The organism is Vreelandella songnenensis, assembly GCF_003002925.1.
GTDB classification, from domain to species: domain Bacteria; phylum Pseudomonadota; class Gammaproteobacteria; order Pseudomonadales; family Halomonadaceae; genus Vreelandella; species Vreelandella songnenensis.
Window position 1 is genome coordinate 159354 of the sequence record NZ_PVTK01000008.1, and the last position, 17444, is coordinate 176797.

At 58.3% G+C, this 17444-nt stretch carries 19 protein-coding genes; 17 read left to right on the top strand and 2 right to left on the bottom strand.

The genetic code is table 11. The features are described 5' to 3' along the window. Nucleotides 1-127: 127 nt before the first annotated feature. From rnr to B0H98_RS13660, 9 genes are all read left to right on the top strand, one after another. On the top strand, nucleotides 128-2530 hold the full coding sequence (gene rnr, locus B0H98_RS13620; protein ID WP_106375606.1) for a ribonuclease R: 2403 nt from the start codon (nucleotides 128-130) through the stop codon (nucleotides 2528-2530). Nucleotides 2531-2532: 2 nt separating this feature from the next. Continuing rightward, a complete protein-coding gene (gene rlmB / locus B0H98_RS13625) occupies nucleotides 2533-3327 on the top strand; it encodes a 23S rRNA (guanosine(2251)-2'-O)-methyltransferase RlmB (protein WP_106375607.1) in 795 nt (264 codons plus the stop codon). Between the two features lie 205 nt (nucleotides 3328-3532). Next, complete coding sequence (gene rpsF, locus B0H98_RS13630; protein WP_106375608.1) at nucleotides 3533-3931, top strand: 30S ribosomal protein S6; 399 nt, start codon at nucleotides 3533-3535, stop codon at nucleotides 3929-3931. Nucleotides 3932-3964: 33 nt separating this feature from the next. Then, nucleotides 3965-4192: a 30S ribosomal protein S18 gene (rpsR, locus tag B0H98_RS13635; protein ID WP_009097135.1), complete on the top strand. Its 228-nt coding sequence runs from the start codon at nucleotides 3965-3967 to the stop codon at nucleotides 4190-4192. Nucleotides 4193-4204: 12 nt separating this feature from the next. Beyond that, the gene (locus B0H98_RS13640; RefSeq protein WP_106375609.1) at nucleotides 4205-5056 is read left to right on the top strand and encodes a hypothetical protein; all 852 of its coding nucleotides are present in this window, start codon (nucleotides 4205-4207) and stop codon (nucleotides 5054-5056) included. Nucleotides 5057-5071: 15 nt separating this feature from the next. Next, entirely contained in the window at nucleotides 5072-5518 is a 447-nt protein-coding gene (gene rplI, locus B0H98_RS13645) for a 50S ribosomal protein L9 (protein WP_106375610.1), read from the top strand. A gap of 199 nt (nucleotides 5519-5717) precedes the next feature. Continuing rightward, entirely contained in the window at nucleotides 5718-7103 is a 1386-nt protein-coding gene (gene dnaB / locus B0H98_RS13650; RefSeq protein ID WP_106375611.1) for a replicative DNA helicase, read from the top strand. 69 nt (nucleotides 7104-7172) lie between these two features. Then, on the top strand, nucleotides 7173-7466 hold the full coding sequence (locus B0H98_RS13655; RefSeq protein WP_106375612.1) for a hypothetical protein: 294 nt from the start codon (nucleotides 7173-7175) through the stop codon (nucleotides 7464-7466). A gap of 145 nt (nucleotides 7467-7611) precedes the next feature. Continuing rightward, entirely contained in the window at nucleotides 7612-7914 is a 303-nt protein-coding gene (locus B0H98_RS13660; RefSeq protein WP_106375613.1) for a DUF6482 family protein, read from the top strand. 61 nt (nucleotides 7915-7975) lie between these two features. Here the strand turns inward: B0H98_RS13660 and B0H98_RS13665 are convergent, their stop codons facing one another. Beyond that, entirely contained in the window at nucleotides 7976-8377 is a 402-nt protein-coding gene (locus B0H98_RS13665; protein WP_106375614.1) for a thiol-disulfide oxidoreductase DCC family protein, read from the bottom strand. Next, the gene (locus tag B0H98_RS13670) at nucleotides 8374-9951 is read right to left on the bottom strand and encodes a cryptochrome/photolyase family protein (RefSeq protein WP_106375615.1); all 1578 of its coding nucleotides are present in this window, start codon (nucleotides 9949-9951) and stop codon (nucleotides 8374-8376) included. The genes B0H98_RS13665 and B0H98_RS13670 overlap by 4 nt, the downstream gene beginning before the upstream one ends. Nucleotides 9952-10061: 110 nt before the next feature. On the opposite strand from B0H98_RS13670, the gene hemH reads away from it, so the two are divergent. From hemH to mnhG, 8 genes are all read left to right on the top strand, one after another. Next, the gene (gene hemH, locus B0H98_RS13675; protein WP_106375616.1) at nucleotides 10062-11141 is read left to right on the top strand and encodes a ferrochelatase; all 1080 of its coding nucleotides are present in this window, start codon (nucleotides 10062-10064) and stop codon (nucleotides 11139-11141) included. Nucleotides 11142-11450: 309 nt separating this feature from the next. Further along, the gene (locus tag B0H98_RS13680; RefSeq protein ID WP_106375617.1) at nucleotides 11451-13802 is read left to right on the top strand and encodes a putative monovalent cation/H+ antiporter subunit A; all 2352 of its coding nucleotides are present in this window, start codon (nucleotides 11451-11453) and stop codon (nucleotides 13800-13802) included. Next, entirely contained in the window at nucleotides 13795-14226 is a 432-nt protein-coding gene (locus B0H98_RS13685) for a Na+/H+ antiporter subunit B (protein ID WP_106375618.1), read from the top strand. The genes B0H98_RS13680 and B0H98_RS13685 overlap by 8 nt, the downstream gene beginning before the upstream one ends. Nucleotides 14227-14244: 18 nt before the next feature. Next, a complete protein-coding gene (locus B0H98_RS13690; protein ID WP_106375619.1) occupies nucleotides 14245-14592 on the top strand; it encodes a Na+/H+ antiporter subunit C in 348 nt (115 codons plus the stop codon). Further along, on the top strand, nucleotides 14589-16190 hold the full coding sequence (locus B0H98_RS13695) for a Na+/H+ antiporter subunit D (RefSeq protein ID WP_106375620.1): 1602 nt from the start codon (nucleotides 14589-14591) through the stop codon (nucleotides 16188-16190). The genes B0H98_RS13690 and B0H98_RS13695 overlap by 4 nt, the downstream gene beginning before the upstream one ends. Beyond that, nucleotides 16187-16660: a Na+/H+ antiporter subunit E gene (locus tag B0H98_RS13700; RefSeq protein WP_106375621.1), complete on the top strand. Its 474-nt coding sequence runs from the start codon at nucleotides 16187-16189 to the stop codon at nucleotides 16658-16660. Before B0H98_RS13695 ends, B0H98_RS13700 begins: the two co-directional genes overlap by 4 nt. Next, on the top strand, nucleotides 16660-16929 hold the full coding sequence (locus tag B0H98_RS13705; protein ID WP_106375622.1) for an MrpF/PhaF family protein: 270 nt from the start codon (nucleotides 16660-16662) through the stop codon (nucleotides 16927-16929). The genes B0H98_RS13700 and B0H98_RS13705 overlap by 1 nt, the downstream gene beginning before the upstream one ends. Further along, nucleotides 16922-17326, top strand: a complete 405-nt coding sequence (mnhG, locus tag B0H98_RS13710; RefSeq protein ID WP_106375623.1) for a monovalent cation/H(+) antiporter subunit G — start codon at nucleotides 16922-16924, stop codon at nucleotides 17324-17326. Before B0H98_RS13705 ends, mnhG begins: the two co-directional genes overlap by 8 nt. Nucleotides 17327-17444: the final 118 nt, after the last annotated feature.

Genomic DNA, 17444 nt, shown 5'->3' on the forward strand with positions numbered 1-17444 from the left:
CTGCACCCATGACCAAACAAAACGTTGAATTTTTCAGCTCAATGAATGCTGAAACCCCTCGCTCGCAACGCTCGGCGTTTGCGCTTTTTCACTGCCTCCCGAAAGCGCCATCAAGGAAGTTGATTGCATGAAGTACTGGACGTTAAGTGATGATCCGCACGCTGAACGCGAAGCGCACAAATACGATAACCCGGCACCCAGCCGCGAATACCTTCTCGCCGCTCTTGAAAGCTACGGTAAGCCGATCACACACGAAAACATGAGCCGTATGCTGGGCCTTGAAGATGAGGATCATCATGAGGCGATTCGCCGCCGCCTGGCCGCCATGGAACGCGACGGCCAGGTGCTGCGCGACCGCCGCGGTGCCTATGCGTTGATCGACAAGCTCGATCTTGTCAAAGGCAAGGTGCTGGGCCATCGCGACGGCTTCGGCTTTCTACAGCGTGATGACGGCAAGAAGCCTGATCTTGTGCTGCCGCCGCGCCAGATGCGCCGTGTCTTCCACGGCGACCACGTGCTGGCGCGGGTCAGTGGCACTGACCGCCGCGGCCGCGATGAGGCCACCATTGCCGAGGTAATTGCGCATAATACGCAGACGCTGGTGGGTGTATATCGCAGCAATACGCCCGAGTTCGGTATTTTGATTCCGGAAAATCCGCGTATCACTCAAGAAATCATCATCCCGCACAGCGCCTGCGCTGGCGCGAAGGATGGCCAGGTGATTTCGGCCAGAATCGTGCAGCAACCCGCGACGCGGGTTCAGCCGGTGGGGGAAGTGATCGAAGTGCTGGGTGAGCGTATGGACCCGGGCATGGAGATCGATATTGCGATCCGCAGTTACGATATTCCTGCCGAGTTTCCGCCGGAAGTGCTCGATCAGACCTCCGGTATTTCCGCCGAGGTGCTGGAGCAAGACAAGCAGCACCGCGTCGACCTGCGCGATACGCCGCTGGTGACCATCGATGACGAGTCCGCCAAGGATTTCGATGACGCCGTCTGCGCGTGGAAAACCAAATCGGGTAGCTGGAAGCTGCTGGTCGCGATTGCCGATGTCTCTCACTACGTGCGTCCGGGTACCGCGCTTGATGACGAAGCGCGTACACGGGGCAATTCGGTGTACTTCCCCGGTCAAGTGGTTCCCATGCTGCCGGAGCTCTTGTCCAACGGCCTTTGCTCGCTGAACCCGCACGTGGATCGGCTGGTCATGGTGTGCGAGATGAATATCTCCAAGACCGGCGCCATCAGCCGTTACTCGTTCTATGAAGCCGTGATGAACTCTCACGCCCGCCTTACCTATAACAAGGTGGCGGCGATGCTCGATGAAGAGAGTGAAGAGGGCGCCTCGCTACGCGAAGAGCACCGCGAGCTGGTCAAGCCGATGCAGGATCTGCACGAGCTGTACCGCCTGCTGCGCGAAGCCCGCGACGAGCGCGGCGCAATTGATTTCGATACCACCGAGACGGCAATCATCTTCAATGACGAGCGCAAGATCGAGAAGATCGTGCCGCGCACGCGTAACGACGCGCACAAGATGATCGAAGAGTGCATGCTGGCCGCCAACGTGGCCACGGCACGCTTTCTGGACAAGCACGACCTGCCAGCGCTGTACCGCATCCATGAGCGGCCCACGCCAGAGCGCCTGGACAAGCTACGCCTGTTCCTGAACGAGCTGGGGCTTTCTGTAGGTGGCGGTGATCTGCCTACGCCGCAGGACTACCAGGCGCTGCGAGAGGCAATTATTGACCGCCCGGATGCCGATATCATTCAGACCGTCATGCTGCGCTCCATGAATCAGGCCGTGTACTCGCCGCAGAACGAAGGCCACTTTGGTCTGGCCTACCAGGCCTATGCGCACTTCACCTCGCCGATTCGCCGCTACCCCGATCTGCTGGTTCACCGTGCGATCCGCTCGGTCATTCGCGGGCCGCGCCAGACGACCACCGTGATGCGCGTTGAAGGCGCACCGGTCGAGCCGCCGAGCAAATGGTGCCCGTACACCTTCGAGCAGATGCTCGAGCTGGGTGAGCACTGCTCCATGACCGAACGGCGCGCCGATGAGGCCACGCGCGATGTAGAGGGCTGGCTCAAGTGCGAGTTCATGTCGGACAAGCTGGGCGAAACCTTCGAAGGCACCATTGCCTCGGTGACGCAGTTCGGCCTGTTCGTGCGCCTGGACGCCTTCTACGTGGAAGGCCTGGTGCACGTGACATCGCTGCCGTCGGACTACTACCACTACGAGGCGGAGAAGCATCGCTTGAAGGGCGAGCGTACCGGTACCACCTATCGCCTGGGTGATGGCCTCACGGTTCAGGTCGCGCGGGTGGACATGGATGACCGCAAGATCGATTTCAGCCTGACCGACGACAAGCCGCGCCCGCGCCGCCAGCCGCGCAAGCGTCGCGGTGGTGAAAGTAGTAACGATACGCCTAAAGCTGACGCCGCCAAGGGTGATTCAGCGCCCAGGAAAGACAAACCGTCGACGCGTCGCGGCCCGCGACGTACTCGTCAGTCATCGCCGAGGAGAAGCTGAGCATGAAGTCAGCGTCATCTCGACGCGGGGCGCGTACGCTGCGCACCCCCGATGGGCTGGACCAGGTTTATGGTATGCACGCCCTGCAGAGCCTTCTGGAGCGCGGTGAAACGCCGCGAGAGCTGTGGGTACAGCAGGGCGCGGGCAGCCGGCTGGCGGAAGTGGTTTCTCAGGCGCAAGCGCGCGGCGCACGAATCAAGGAGCAGCCGCGCGATGTGCTTGACCAGCTGACCCAAGGGGCTGCTCACCAGGGGGTGGTGGCGTTTTGCCCGCCGTTGACGCCAGAGGGCGAAGAGTCGCTGTGGCTGAAGCTGCGTGCCTGGCACGCGCCGACACCGCCGCTGTTCCTGGTGCTGGATGGCGTGACGGATGTACATAACTTCGGCGCCTGCCTGCGCAGCGCCGATGCGGCGGGCGCGCACGGCGTGATCGTTGCCAAGGACAAGGCGGCGCCGCTCAACGCCACGGTGCGCAAGGTAGCCTGCGGCGCGGCGGAAGTGGTGCCGGTCTATCAGGTCACCAACCTTGCGCGCACGCTTGCCAAGCTCAAGGATGCCGGTGTTTGGATTACCGGCACGGCGGGGGAGGCCGAGGCGAGCGTTTACGAGATCGACATGACCGGCCCTACGGCGCTTGTCATGGGTGCTGAAGGCAAGGGCATGCGACGTCTGACTCGTGAGGCGTGCGATAACCTGGCCAAGCTTCCCATGGCAGGGCAGGTATCGAGTTTGAACGTGTCGGTGGCCACCGGTATCTGCCTGTTTGAAGCGGTACGTCAGCGCCAGCTTGCAAGTTAGCCGCTTGCCCACTAGAATACCTGCGCCCGTTTGTCTGCAGGCGGGTGCAGGTTTCATACCCTGTTTGAATACCAGTTCTGCTTAATGCCCCGGCTGACGTTGTGCAACCCGGGTGCATTTCAGTTAACTCCTTGCTTCCCTGTCGTCGCTCTTCGTCTATCGGCCTAGGCACACACCGGAAGCTGTCAAACCGCAAGGAGATTCCATGCGTCATTACGAAATCGTGTTTATGGTCCACCCGGATCAGAGCGAGCAAGTGCCGGCTATGGTCGAGCGCTACACCAGCATCGTTACCGAAAACGGTGGCACTGTGCATCGCTTGGAAGATTGGGGCCGTCGTCACCTGGCTTACCCGATCAACAAGATCCACAAAGCCCACTACGTGCTGATGAACGTTGAATGTACTGGCGAGACGCTCGAAGAAATCGAGAACATCTTCCGCTTCAACGATGCCATCATCCGCAGCCTGGTTGTACGCTGCAAGGAAGCCGTTACTGAAGCTTCCCCGATGATGAAACCGGCAGAAGAAAAGCGTCCGCGTCGCGAAGACAAGCCGCGCGCCGATGCTGAATCTGATTCAGATTCAGAAATCGAAACTGCCTGATTCTATCCACTGCACGTTTTAAGGAGCTAATCCATGGCACGTTTTTTCCGTCGCCGTAAGTTTTGCCGCTTCACTGCTGAAGGCGTCAAGCAGATCGACTACAAAGATCTGGACACCCTGAAAGCTTACATCACCGAAACCGGCAAGATTGTTCCGAGCCGTATCACCGGTACCAAAGCACGCTACCAGCGTCAGCTGGCGACTGCTATCAAGCGCTCGCGCTACCTGGCGCTGCTGCCCTACTCCGATAGCCACCAGTAAGCGTTTAACGTGATGCTGGCACTGGCAAGATGGCTGATGCGAGGGCTGCCCTACGCCGCAGGCGTGGCAGCACTTGCAACGCTAGTGCCGTGGCTGTTCTGGTTAGGAGCAGCCATTGCTGCCCTGGTGACGCTGCGTAAAGGCTTCGCGCCTGCGCTTCCGGTCATTATGGCAGCCGCGCTACCGGCAGGTTTCTGGTGGTCGCAGGGGGATGTCATTCCGCTTACCAGTGTACTTCTGGTAACGCTGATGGCCGTCATCCTGCGCGAAAGGATGCGTTGGAGCGAAGCCATGATTGTGGGCACCCTGGTGGCCGCAGCCATGATTCAGTTCGGCATCTTTAGCCCGCCTGGCGGTACAGAGCTGATGCTTGAGCAGCTGCGTCAAGGTTCCTCGGACGTTGACCGCATGCTCACGGAGCTGGCTAGCCAAGGCTACGACACTCAGATGCTGGCTACCATCGTGGTAGGCGGCGTTACGGGGCTAGTAGTACTAATAGCGGCGATCGCATGTTTGGCTCTGGCACGAAGCTGGCAGGCCGGATTGTACAATCCGGGCGGCTTTCGTGAAGAGTTCCACGCGTTGCGCCTGTCCCCAAAGGAGCTTGCCATACTGGCAGCCCTGTGTGTGGCGGGCATGATGTTTGGAGCTGATGCGCTGGCGGTACTTGGCTGGATTCCGCTGCTGGTGGCTGGCGTTGCGTTGGTGCACGGGTTTATTGGATTAAAGGGGATGAACGGGCTGTGGCTAGTGGCATTTTATGTGCTGCTGATCATGACCTGGCCCACGATTCTCATTGTGCTGCTGTTGGGGCTGATTGATACATTCGCGAACATTCGCGCACGCCTTGCCCGCGGCAACTGACAAGAGGTTTACGAGATGGAAGTCATTCTGCTCGACAACATTGGTAAGCTGGGCGGCCTGGGTGACAAGGTCACTGTCAAGCCTGGTTATGGACGTAACTACCTGGTGCCTTACGGCTTGGCCGTACCGGCAACCAAGGAAAACGTTGAAGCGTTTGAAACACAGCGTGCCGAGCTTGAAGCTCAAGCCGCTGAGCGCAAGGCTGAAGCCCAGGCGCGCGCTGAACAGCTGAACGACATCGAGCTTTCTCTGGTGTCCAAAGCTGGCGACGAAGGCAAGCTGTTTGGTTCAATCGGTCCGCGCGACCTGGCCGACGCTATTTCCTCTGCCGGCATCGATGTTGCCAAGAGCGAAGTACGTATGCCGCAAGGCCCGATTCGTCAAACTGGCGAATACGACATCGACCTCCACCTGCATGCAGAAGTGGACGCCGTTGTACGCGTGGTAGTTGTCGCAGAGTAAGCTCTGCTGCTGCTATTTACGCCTAGAAGGGCGCGGGTTATCCCGCGCCCTTTGTTATTTCTAAGCGTCCCGGTTTGTCCATGAGTGGGGTGTTTAGACATATTGCGCATTGAGAGGGTCAGCCGCTGGTTAGGTGCGTGCTGGCCGATTAAGATAGTGGCCTTTATCGGCTATGCTGCACTGTTGAAAGGAGCTCGCTATGGACCAGCCTTCTGCTGATCAGGAAACGGCAGCGGTCAAGCTGCCGCCGCATTCGCTGGAGGCGGAGCAGTCGGTGCTTGGCGGGCTGATGCTGGATAATCAGGCGTGGGACAACGTTTCCGAGCGCCTGGTAGCCGATGATTTCTATCGTTACGAGCACCGTCTGGTGTTCAACGTCATGATTCACCTGGCGGAGTCGGGCCAGCCTCTGGACGTCATCACGCTGTCCGAGGCGCTTGAGGCGCGCGATCATCTGGATACCGTGGGCGGCTTGTCCTTTCTTGCCGAGCTTGCTCGCAATACGCCGTCGGCGAGCAATATTCGCGCCTATGCCGATATCGTGCGCGAGCGGGCAACGCTTCGAAAGCTGATCCGGGCTGCCAATCAGATCGCCGAGGGTGCCTTTGCGCCTCAAGGGCGGCCTGCCGATGAGCTGCTTAACGAAGCCGAACGGCTGGTATTCCAGATTGCCGAAGAGCGTCCCAAGACGGGTGGCCCTATCGGCATGAGCGAGCTTCTGACCAAGGCGGTCGACCGCATCGACGAGCTGTTCAACCTCAAAGGTGAGATGACCGGCCTCTCCACAGGGTTTCGTGACCTGGATGAGATGACCTCAGGCTTGCAGCCTTCGGATCTGGTGATTATCGCCGGGCGCCCCTCGATGGGTAAGACCACCTTTGCCATGAACCTGGTCGAGCACGCCGTCATTTCAAGCGACAAGCCCGTGATGGTGTTCTCCATGGAGATGCCCGCGGAGTCGCTGATGCTCAGGGTGCTGTCATCGCTTGGGCGTATCGATCAGACCCGCGTGCGCTCGGGCCAGCTTGAAGACGAGGATTGGCCGCGCCTCACCTCGGCGGTCAACCTGTTGAAAGACAAGCAGCTGTTCATTGATGATACCGCCGCGCTTTCGCCCAACGAAATGCGCTCGCGGCTGCGCCGAGTGGTGCGTGAGCACGGCAACATGGCGCTGATCATGATCGACTACCTTCAGCTGATGCAGATTCCGGGCTTTTCGGAAAACCGTACCGGCGAGATTTCGGAAATCTCGCGCTCGTTGAAAGGCTTGGCAAAAGAGTTCAAGTGCCCGGTAGTGGCGCTTTCTCAGCTTAACCGTTCGCTTGAGCAGCGCCCCAACAAGCGTCCTGTGATGTCGGATTTGCGCGAATCCGGCGCCATCGAGCAGGATGCGGACGTTATCGCCTTCGTCTACCGTGACGAAGTCTATAACCAGGATAATCCGGATAACCAGGGGTTGGCCGAGCTGATTATCGGCAAGCAGCGTAACGGGCCTATTGGCACGGTCCATATGGCGTTCATCGGTAAATATACCCGCTTTGAAGATCTCGCCCCGGACAGTTACGGTGAGGCCTTCGGCGATTGATGCAAGTGTCGAGGGGTTGTCAGCAATACCTTGACTGAATAGAGAATATCGGAACAACGGGAGTACTACATGGCAGGTGGTTTTCGGCGTGGTAATCGTCAGCGTCTTCCCAAGCTTGAAGGGCGTGGAGAACTTCAGGAACTGGAGCGGGAAGGGCCCTTCAAGGAGTGGCTGGGCATGCCTGACCTGTATCGCTACTTTCTGGTCGTGGAAGGCGAGAAGTACAGCTACCAGACAGAAGATTCCGAGCTTCCGGTGGCGGTAGGCGATAGGGTGGTATTTCGCTACAAGGAAACCAAGGGTGGCAACTGGATTGACCGCAACTCATTGGGTAAGGCGATAGATCCTTCCGAATATCAATAATCCGACCCATTTGTTGCGTTAGTGGTCAGGAACCCTCCTGAAAAGTTGCCGTCTTGACTAAGTAGTGCCAAGGTAAGGTAACAGGAATGTAATAGGGCATGGTCATGCTGTGCCCTATTGATTGATTCAATAACAGGAGGGAACCATGGAACTGAAAGCGCTGAAGCAGTTCGTCGATAGCCACGACAATTTCGAAATTCGCGTTATTACGCATTCGGGTAGTGGTTTTTATCAGCTCGAACTGGAAGATGTAGAAGGCAAACGGCATATGCTTACTCAGCGTAGCAAGCCGATCATGTTTCGCTCGCTCGATGATATCTATCTAGAGCTCAAACGAGCCGGCATTTACCGAGCTTACCTGGTGCAGCACGTGCCTCATGACGAAATGATTGGCCGCGATGCTCACTACAGCGAACCGCTGACCTCGCGCATGCCGCTGGTATTCTGATTACCGGAGCAGGTTTAAGAAAGACACGTAAGCATCGCCAGGCGGTATCCTTACCCACTCACTAGCCGTCGCCGCTGCGACGTTTATCCCACCACCGCCCAAGCCGAATTCGGCGACGGGCAAAGAAACGGTAGCCTGCATTCATCACGCCTTGCAGGCCCGGTAAGCAGGAAAGTCTTACCAGCCGCCGGTAGCCTAGAACTGCATACAAGGCCCGGCTGGCATCCATCCCCACATACCAATAGCCACTGCTGTCTTTTAGATGCAGCTGACCCATCATCTCCTCGAATGTCCGGCCGGTATCTGCTGCGTTAAATCCTTTCTCCTGAATATCCACAAGCCTGATACGCTCACGGTGGCGGTGTTTTTGTAACCACGCAACCTCTAACTGACAGAACGGACAGTGGCCGTCGTGGTAAAGGGTCACGGGTGCGGTGGCGTAAAGGGGAGATGGCTGGCTCATGATGACCTCTTGGCGTAGCCTTGCGTATGGAGTTTCTGGCCATAGTCTGTGCTGGTTTCAAGATGGGCAAGAAACTGCTCGGCCTGCTGGCGAATGGCTTCGCGTTTTTCGTCTTTCATGCGTGAGAGTGAGCCGTAGATAAGCTTCATGCGGGGGTTACGGTTCAAGCGCTCGGCGTGGGTTTCCAGGAAGTGCCAGTAAAGGCTGTTGAACGGGCAGGCGTCAGGCCCGGTTACCTGCTTGGGTGAATAGCGGCAGTGCTGGCAATGATCCGACATCCTGTCGATATATTTGCCTGACGCGCAGTAAGGTTTGGAACCCATCAGGCCGCCGTCGGCATGCAGCACCATGCCCAGGGTATTGGGAAGTTCTACCCATTCGCAGGCGTCAGCGTAGACCGCCAGATACCAGTCGCAGAGCGCTTCGGGCTTGATACCGCACAGTAGCGCAAAATTGCCGGTAATCATCAAGCGCTGGATATGATGCGCGTAGCTGTTGTCGATGGTCATCTCGACGGCGCGCTTGAGACAGCGCATATCCGTGTTGGCATCCCAGTAGAAAGCGGGCAGGTTACGGCGAAAGTTGAGCCGGTTCTCGGCCTTGTAGCCAGGCATCTGGGTCCAGTAAAGCCCGCGCACGTATTCGCGCCAGCCAAGAATCTGGCGGACAAAACCTTCCACGGCGTTGATCGGTGCATCGCCTGCGTAGTAGCGCTGCTCGGCGGCTTCGCAAACTTCCTGAGGTGCAAGAAGCCCGATGTTGAGCGCGGCGGAAAGACGTGAGTGGCAGAGAAACGGCTCGCTGTCGCTGATGGCATCCTGGTAGCGGCCAAAATCGGCGAGGCTATGCTCCATGAAGTGCTTGAGGTCCACCAGCGCCTGGCGGCGGGTCACCGGCAGGTTGAAGCTCTCGACCGACCCCATGTGCTCGCCGAAGTGGCGCCGGGCGTCCTCGAGTGCTTCTCGGGTTATTGCATCCTGACGATGCGCGGGGAGTGCCGGAAAATCGCGCCGGGCATCCATGGGCTCGCGATTGGCGTGGTCGAAATTCCACTGGCCGCCCGCTGGCTCATCGCCTTCCATCAGAAGGCCAGTACGCTTGCGCTGTTCGCGGTAGAAGTACTCGAGTCGAAGCTGTTTACGCCCTTTGGCCCAGCTGGCAAACGTTTCAGGCGTGGTGTAGAAGCGGTCATCTTCCAGAAGGGTCCACGCCAAGGCGTTATTGCTTCGTTGCTGCATCTGATCCCATAGCCGCCACTCGCCCGGTCGCGCCACCCGGATGCTGTCACACCCATACAGCTTTGCAATGCGCTCGGCTTCTTCGATCAATGAGTGGGTGTTGTCGGCATCATCGAGCCGGGTGTAGTGAACCTTGAAGCCGCTCTCTCGAAGTATTACGGCAAAATGCCGCATGGCAGCCAGAAATAGCCCGATTTTATGTATATGGTGGGGGACGTAGCGGGCTTCTTCGGCCACCTCGCACAGCGCGACTACGGCGTTGGAAGATGCATTTTTAAAGGTGGCCAGCGAAAGCGAGAGCTGATCGCCCAGCACCAGCAGCAAGGGCTTGGACATGTCTTTACCTGCTGTTATACAAATAGTGCTGATAGTATAACTTTATGCCGCGGCTTTGCGGAAAAGTGATAGGATTTCGTTCATTAAGTCGTCTTGTGGGAGTAAGCGTAATGATCGATAGCGTTAAACTGGATCAACCGGGCGAAGGCCGTCTGGCCCATGCCCCCAGTCATCATCCGGGCGTGCCGCGCGCCAAAGTGGGCGTGGTGGTGGCCAATCTGGGAACGCCGGACGCTACCGACTACTGGTCCATGCGCCGCTATCTGAGTGAGTTCCTGTCCGACAAGCGCGTGGTCGATTACGCCAACTGGAAGTGGCAGCCGCTTTTACAGTTGATCATTTTGACCAAGCGACCCTTCTCGTCGGGCAAGGCGTACAGAAGTATCTGGAATACGGAAAAAGACGAAAGCCCGCTGTTGACCATTACTCGCGCCCAGACCGAAAAGCTGACCGAGCGGCTGAAAGCGCTGTACGGCGATAGCGTCGACGTCGATTTCTGCATGCGGTATGGCAACCCTTCCACCAAAAGCGTGCTCAATCGCATGAAGGAGAAGGGCTGCGAGCGCATCGTGTTCTTTCCGCTCTACCCGCAGTACGGCTCGCCCACCACGGCCACGGCCAACGATGAAGCGTTTCGTGCGCTGATGAAGATGAAGTGGCAGCCCTCGATTCGCACGGTGCCCGCCTATTTCGATCAGCCCTCGTATATACAGGCACTCGCCAATTCGGTCACCGACGTATACCGCCAGCTTGAAACGCGGCCCACCAAGCTTGTTGCAAGCTACCACGGCGTACCGGAGCGCTACCTGCTGGAAGGCGACCCCTATCACTGCCAGTGTCAGAAAACCACGCGCCTTCTGCGCGAGGCCTTAGGGTTTGGCAAGGAGGAGGTGGATACGGCGTTCCAGTCGCAGTTCGGGCCTGAAAAGTGGGTCGGTCCGGCAACGGTGGAACATGTGGCAAGTCTTGCCCGGCAGGGGCATAAGCATATTGCCATCATGTCGCCGGCGTTCTCTTCTGACTGCGTTGAAACGCTCGAGGAGATCAAGGAAGAGATTCATGACAGCTTCATGGCTGCCGGGGGAGAGACGTTCAGCTATATTCCCTGTTTGAATGATCGTGACGATCATATTGCCGCCTTGGTGGACGTGATCAATAACGAGCTTTCCGGGTGGTTGCCCAAGCCGTGAAATAGCCCGGGCCAAGGCCCGATGGTGAATAAAATAAGCACGCTATCTATTTGATTTCATTTAAAGGTTGTCTGGCAACTGGTGGTTGTCTGTTATAGAGTCTACGACTTTAGATCACCTTTATTTAACGTTCAGGCCGCTAATAAAAAGCGCTTCTGCCCCTTTGGGCAGGGGGGCTTTGGAATGCTTGCTTGTAAAGGCTGGTTAATTAGCCGCTGACAGGGATGAGGTTAGCGGCTTGCCCAATGAGGCCCCGTACGCCATAAGGACCCGCCCCGCGTGGGACTGTTACTCAGGAGATATCGCTAGATGCAATTCGCCGTCTTAATGGGGTTTGTACTGGCTGCGCTGGCCCCTATGCTGCACCGCTGGTTTGCAGACCGCACGAGCTTGGTACTGGCTCTTTTTCCTGGCCTGATCGCCGCCTGGCTGTTTTCCCAGGCACCAATGGTCATCAATGACGGCCCTGTGCTTCTGGAGTGGCAGTGGGTGCCCTCGCTGGGTATCAGCCTTACCTTCTTACTGGACGGCCTATCGCTGCTGTTTGGTTTGTTGATTACGGTCATCGGCACGTGCGTGCTGGTGTATGCCGGCGGCTATTTGAAGGGTCACCCTGATATTGCGCGCTTCTATCTAGCACTGATGGCCTTCATGGTCTCCATGCTGGGGTTGGTGCTGGCAGACGGTCTGGTGACGCTGTTCATCTTCTGGGAGCTGACCAGCGTAACCTCCTATCTGCTGATCGGTTTCAACCATGCCGACTTGCAGGCGCGTAAATCCGCTCGTCAGGGGCTTTTTGTCACCTTCGCCGGCGGGCTTGCCCTGATGGCGGGGCTGGTGATGCTGGGCGTGGCCAGCGACAGCTGGTCGCTTACCGATATTCGCGCCATGGAAACCGACCTGCGCGAGCATGCTCTGTATACCCCGATGCTTATCTGCCTGCTCCTGGGCGCTTTTACCAAGTCAGCCCAGTTCCCGTTTCATTTCTGGCTGCCCAACGCCATGGCCGCGCCAACACCGGTTTCGGCCTATCTACACTCGGCTACCATGGTGAAGGCCGGCATCTACCTGCTGGCGAGACTTCAGCCGGAGCTGGGCGGCACGTCGCTTTGGGTGGGTGTGCTCTCGGTAGTGGGTGCGACGACCCTGCTGGTAGGGGCTTTTCTCGCAATTCACCATACCAACGTCAAGAAGCTGCTGGCGTACTCGACCATCATGGCGCTGGGGACGCTCACCATGCTGCTGGGAATTGGCACTGAATATGCCATGACCGCGTTCGTCACCTTTCTGCTTGCCCACTCCATGTATAAAGGGGCGCTGTTCATGGTGGCCGGCAATCTGGATCACGAAACGGGCACGAAGGATGTCACCGCCATGGGCGGGCTCAGGCCGCTGATGCCGGTAACCGCCATGATTGCCCTGGCCGCGGCGCTCTCGCTTGCGGGCGTGCCGCCCCTGTTTGGCTTTATCGGTAAGGAGCTGAAATTCGAGGCGGCGCTGGGGGCAGGGGATTATCGGAGCCTGCTGGTCATCTTCGCCTTCCTTGGCGCGGTGCTGACCATTGCAGTGGCGGCCATTATCGCCTTGCGCCCCTTTTACGGCACGCGCCATCACACGCCCAAGGCACCCCATGAAGCGCCGCTGAGCATGCTCATCGGGCCTGGGCTCTTGAGCGTAGGTTCCATCGCGTTCGGCATTGCGCCAGGTGCGTTTGGGGTGAATGCGCTGTTGACCTCGGCGGCCAGTGCGGTATCCGGCGAGCCCATGGATATCACGCTGTCACTCTGGTACGGCGTCAATCTGGCGCTGGTCATGTCGGTGGTAAGCCTGGCGCTCGGTTTTCTGCTGTTCAAGTACTGGGATGACGTGCGCGCCCGGCTTTCGATACTGGCGCCGGCCATGCGCCGCGGCCCGGAGGCAGGTTACGAGGGCTTGCTGAACGGCATGGTAGTGTTCTCCGAATGGCAGACCCGCATCCTTCAGAACGGCTATATGCGCAATTACATTCTGGTCATGCTGGTGGTGCTGATTGCGCTGATCGGCAATTCGATCCTGCTGCGCCATTCGCCGCTGCTGGCGTTCGATCTTGATGTGCGCTTTCACGAGGTGATCGTGGTGGGCACCATGACCATGAGTGCACTGTTTGCCACCGTGACCCGGTCGCGCCTGGGCGCTGTGGTGTCGGTGGGTATCATGGGCTTCTCGATTGCGCTGGTATTTATTCTGTTCAGTGCACCTGACCTGGGTATTACCCAGCTGCTGGTGGAAACCCTTACGGTGATTCTGCTGGTGCTGGTGCTGTTCAGGCTGCCGCGCTTTTCGCATCTTTCCACTAGCCTGGAGCGTATCCGCGATGGCTCGGTGGCGGCGATGATGGGCATTCTGATCTTCTTGCTGATCATGACGGCCTGGAGCATCGACCAGTTCGAGTCCATTTCCACCTACATGGTCGAAAACAGCGCGCCGCTGGCCTATGGACGCAATATCGTCAACGTGATCCTGGTGGATTACCGGGCGCTGGATACGCTGGGCGAGATGTTCGTGCTGGCACTGGCCGCGATCGGGGTCATCGCCATGCTCAAGCTGCGCCACGAGCCGGAAAGCCCCAGGACGGCCGCTGAAAGCAGCAAGTCAGACACTCAGGAGCCGTACGATGGTTAAGTCAGGGACGATCATTCTCAACACCGCAGCGCGCTTTCTGATGCCACTGCAATTGATGTTTTCCGTGTTCCTGCTGCTTAGAGGACACGATGAGCCGGGTGGCGGCTTTATCGCCGGGCTGGTCGCGGCGGGGGCATTCACGCTCTATCTTCTGGCCTTTGGCGTGAGCGCCACCAAGGAAGTGCTGCGCATGGTCGATCCGCGCGACCTGATCGGCGTGGGCCTGCTGCTGGGCATGGTGTCGGTGGTGCCTGCCTGGTTCATGGGGCAGCCGTTTCTGACCGCCCAGTGGTGGACGATCCCGGTCATCGACTTCAAGGCCTCGACGCCGCTGATCTTTGATATCGGTGTCTATCTGGCAGTACTGGGGTCAGTGATCGGCATGGTCATGGCGTTGATGGAGGTAGACAAGGATGAACCTTGAGTTAACGGGAGAGAACCTATGGAACCGCTAATGGCGCTGGCGATAGGGCTGCTGTATGCAACCGCCATTTTCATGATGCTGCGACGCTCCATCGTCAAGCTGGTCATCGGGCTGCTGCTGCTTTCCAACGCCGCCAATCTGTTGATATTTACCACGGCGGGAATGACGCGCGGCGCGCCTCCGCTGATTCCGGAAGGCATGCTGCAGCCCGTCGGCGAGGTGGCCGACCCGCTGCCTCAGGCGGTCGTGCTGACCGCCATCGTGATCGCCTTCGGGGTGCTGGCGTTTGCCGTGGTGCTGATCCGACGTGCCTACGAAGTGGTCAAGGCCGATGATCTGGACAAGATGAAGGATACCGATACGTGAGGCCTGAAGTTGCTCTTCCCATCCTTTTGCCCCTGCTTTCCGGGGCCGTTTCCCTGCTGTTCTGGCGCTCGCGGCCAATGCAGCGGTTTGTTGCCGTCGCCGGTAATATCGCCCTTCTGATTGCCAGCCTGTGGCTGTTTGTAGCTACGCTTTCCGAAGGCTACATCACCATGCAGATGGGTAGCTGGCCGGCACCATTCGGGATTACGCTGATCGCCGATATGCTGAGCGCGGTGATGATTCTGATGACCGGTATCATCGGCCTGGCCATGGGTATCTACTCACTGGCCACCACCGGGCGCGGGCATGAAAAGTTTGGCTACTACCCGCTGATGCACCTGCTGCTGGCCGGTGTGGCGGGCGCTTTTCTGACCGGCGATATCTTCAACCTTTACGTATGGTTCGAGGTCATGCTGGTGGCTTCCTTTGCGCTGCTGATTCTGGGTGGTGAGCGGGCGCAGATGGAAGGGGCGATCAAATACGTCACGCTGAATCTGCTGGCGTCGGTAATCTTCCTCTCCGCGGTCGGCCTGCTTTACGGCACGGTGGGAACGCTCAACATGGCGGATATTGCGCTGCGTATCGACATGGTCGAGCACGCGGGCATGGTCGAAGTGCTGGCGGTCATGTTCATGGTGGCCTTTGGTATCAAGGCAGCGGCGTTTCCGCTGTTTTTCTGGCTACCAGCTTCCTATCACACGCCGCCGGTCGCGGTGTCTGCACTGTTTGCAGGCCTTCTGACCAAGGTGGGGGTCTATGCACTGTTTCGTGTCTTTACCCTTATTTTCGATCAGTCCATGGGCTACCTGCAGGACATCATGCTGTGGGGCGCAGTGCTGACCATGGTGACCGGTGTGCTGGGCGCGGCGGCACAGTACGAGTTTCGGCGTATTCTCTCGTTTCATATCGTCAGCCAGATTGGCTACATGATTCTGGGCCTGGCGCTTTACACGCCGCTGGCCATTGCCGGCGGGGTGTTTGCGATCATGCACAACATCGTGGTCAAGACGAACCTGTTCCTGATCAGCGGGATTACCCATCGTTTGCAGGGCACCTACCAACTGAAGAAGATGGGCGGACTTTACAAGGAGCGGCCCTGGCTTGCGGTCGCTTTCTTTATCTCGGCTTTTTCGCTTGCCGGGGTGCCGCCGCTGTCGGGCTTTTTCGCCAAGTTCGTGATTGTGCGCGCGGGCATAGAGGCCGAAGCGTATGTGGTGACCGGTATTGCGTTGGCGGTTGGCCTGATGACGCTTTACTCCATGGTCAAGATCTGGAACGAGGTGTTCTGGAAAGCCTTGCCCGAGGAGAACCACGTGCCGGTATCCTCCACGCCGAGCGGCGACGATGGCCGGTTGATCAAGCCTAGCCTGTGGATGATGTATCTGCCGGTGGTGGTGCTGGCGCTGTTTTCAGTATTGATCGGTATCTTTGCCGAGCCGATCATGCTGGTGATGAACACTATCGGCGAGCAGCTGTTTGCTCCTGAAGGCTACATAGAAGCGGTGCTGGGCGTGGCCGCCAATGCACAAGAGGCGCTGCTGGAGACAGACACGCCCCAGCCCGACATGAACACCATTGGCGGGGAGGGTACTCCATGACCGGTGCTATCTGGAACCTGCTGCTGGGGTTGGCGTGGGTGCTTTTAAGCGGCGATTTTACCGGCCTGAACCTGCTGGTGGGGATGGTGTTTGGCTATATCGCCCTGGTGCTTATCGAGCCACAGGTAAGTGCGCTCAAGGGGTATCCGGCGCGGATACCGCGCATCATCCGCTTTCTGGGGTTTTTCCTGAAAGAGCTTGTGCAGGCCAACCTGCGAGTAGCGTTCGATATCGTGACGCCGCCCTGGCACATGCAGCCCGGCGTGATTGCCATGCCGCTTTCTGCGCGCACGGAAATGGAAATTACCATGGTGGCCAACCTGATCTCGCTGACACCCGGCACGCTCAGCCTGGATGTTTCAGACGACCGCAAGGTGCTGTATATCCACGCCATGTTCCTTGATGATGAGGAAGAGCTGCGCCGTAATCTCAAAGAGATGGAGCACCGAGCCCTGGAGTTATTTCGCTAATGGATACGGTTTTATTGATTAGTCAGGTCATCATGGGCCTGGCGCTCATACTGGCCTTTGTACGCGTGGTGCGCGGGCCGAGCCTGCCGGACCGGGTGGTCGCGCTTGAGCTGTTCTCCACTACCGTGGTCGGGCTTGTCGGGGTTTACGCCATTCAATCCGGCGTGGCGAGCTTTCTAGATGCGGCGATCGTGATTGCCCTGATGGGCTTTCTGGCCGCCATTGGTTTTGCACGCTTTCTGGAACGAGGAGGGCCGCGCGATGATTGAGGCCATTAAAGGGGCGCTGCTGCTCACAGGCTCTTTATTCATGCTGCTGGCAGCGGTAGGCCTTTTACGCCTGCCTGACCTGCTGACCCGTATGCATGCGACCACCAAGGCGGCCGCGCTGGGCGTTATTCTGATCATGCTGGCGGCCGCCATGCACTTTGCCGAAGTGGGCGTGGTTGCGCGTTCGTTTGCCATTATCGTATTCATTCTGATGACCGCGCCGGTGGCTGCCCATGTCATTGGGCGGGCGGGCTACTTTGTCGGCTCGCGGCTTTGGAGTGGAACGGTCAAGGATGAGCTTCGCCCCAACTACGACCCGCTGACTCACGAGCTCAAAAGCGGCCTGGAAACCCAGGAAAACGCCAAGCGCCAGCCGCGGGCTACCGATCCGGATTAATTGCAGCTGCCGTTTCATTAATTGGCGAACAGCGAGTCGAAAAATACAGCCAATTTAAGCCACCCTTGAAGGTGGCTTTTTTTATGCCGAAACACTGTGAGTAGCGTTAAAAGCCGTT

What these genes read in the sequence shown, in the direction of transcription:
- rnr (WP_106375606.1), top strand. Translation starts at nt 128, where the DNA reads ATGAAGTACTGGACGTTAAGTGATGATCCGCACGCTGAACGCGAAGCG.
- rlmB (WP_106375607.1), top strand. Translation starts at nt 2,533, where the DNA reads ATGAAGTCAGCGTCATCTCGACGCGGGGCGCGTACGCTGCGCACCCCC.
- rpsF (WP_106375608.1), top strand. Translation starts at nt 3,533, where the DNA reads ATGCGTCATTACGAAATCGTGTTTATGGTCCACCCGGATCAGAGCGAG.
- rpsR (WP_009097135.1), top strand. Translation starts at nt 3,965, where the DNA reads ATGGCACGTTTTTTCCGTCGCCGTAAGTTTTGCCGCTTCACTGCTGAA.
- B0H98_RS13640 (WP_106375609.1), top strand. Translation starts at nt 4,205, where the DNA reads ATGCTGGCACTGGCAAGATGGCTGATGCGAGGGCTGCCCTACGCCGCA.
- rplI (WP_106375610.1), top strand. Translation starts at nt 5,072, where the DNA reads ATGGAAGTCATTCTGCTCGACAACATTGGTAAGCTGGGCGGCCTGGGT.
- dnaB (WP_106375611.1), top strand. Translation starts at nt 5,718, where the DNA reads ATGGACCAGCCTTCTGCTGATCAGGAAACGGCAGCGGTCAAGCTGCCG.
- B0H98_RS13655 (WP_106375612.1), top strand. Translation starts at nt 7,173, where the DNA reads ATGGCAGGTGGTTTTCGGCGTGGTAATCGTCAGCGTCTTCCCAAGCTT.
- B0H98_RS13660 (WP_106375613.1), top strand. Translation starts at nt 7,612, where the DNA reads ATGGAACTGAAAGCGCTGAAGCAGTTCGTCGATAGCCACGACAATTTC.
- B0H98_RS13665 (WP_106375614.1), bottom strand. Translation starts at nt 8,377, where the DNA reads ATGAGCCAGCCATCTCCCCTTTACGCCACCGCACCCGTGACCCTTTAC.
- B0H98_RS13670 (WP_106375615.1), bottom strand. Translation starts at nt 9,951, where the DNA reads ATGTCCAAGCCCTTGCTGCTGGTGCTGGGCGATCAGCTCTCGCTTTCG.
- hemH (WP_106375616.1), top strand. Translation starts at nt 10,062, where the DNA reads ATGATCGATAGCGTTAAACTGGATCAACCGGGCGAAGGCCGTCTGGCC.
- B0H98_RS13680 (WP_106375617.1), top strand. Translation starts at nt 11,451, where the DNA reads ATGCAATTCGCCGTCTTAATGGGGTTTGTACTGGCTGCGCTGGCCCCT.
- B0H98_RS13685 (WP_106375618.1), top strand. Translation starts at nt 13,795, where the DNA reads ATGGTTAAGTCAGGGACGATCATTCTCAACACCGCAGCGCGCTTTCTG.
- B0H98_RS13690 (WP_106375619.1), top strand. Translation starts at nt 14,245, where the DNA reads ATGGAACCGCTAATGGCGCTGGCGATAGGGCTGCTGTATGCAACCGCC.
- B0H98_RS13700 (WP_106375621.1), top strand. Translation starts at nt 16,187, where the DNA reads ATGACCGGTGCTATCTGGAACCTGCTGCTGGGGTTGGCGTGGGTGCTT.
- B0H98_RS13705 (WP_106375622.1), top strand. Translation starts at nt 16,660, where the DNA reads ATGGATACGGTTTTATTGATTAGTCAGGTCATCATGGGCCTGGCGCTC.
- mnhG (WP_106375623.1), top strand. Translation starts at nt 16,922, where the DNA reads ATGATTGAGGCCATTAAAGGGGCGCTGCTGCTCACAGGCTCTTTATTC.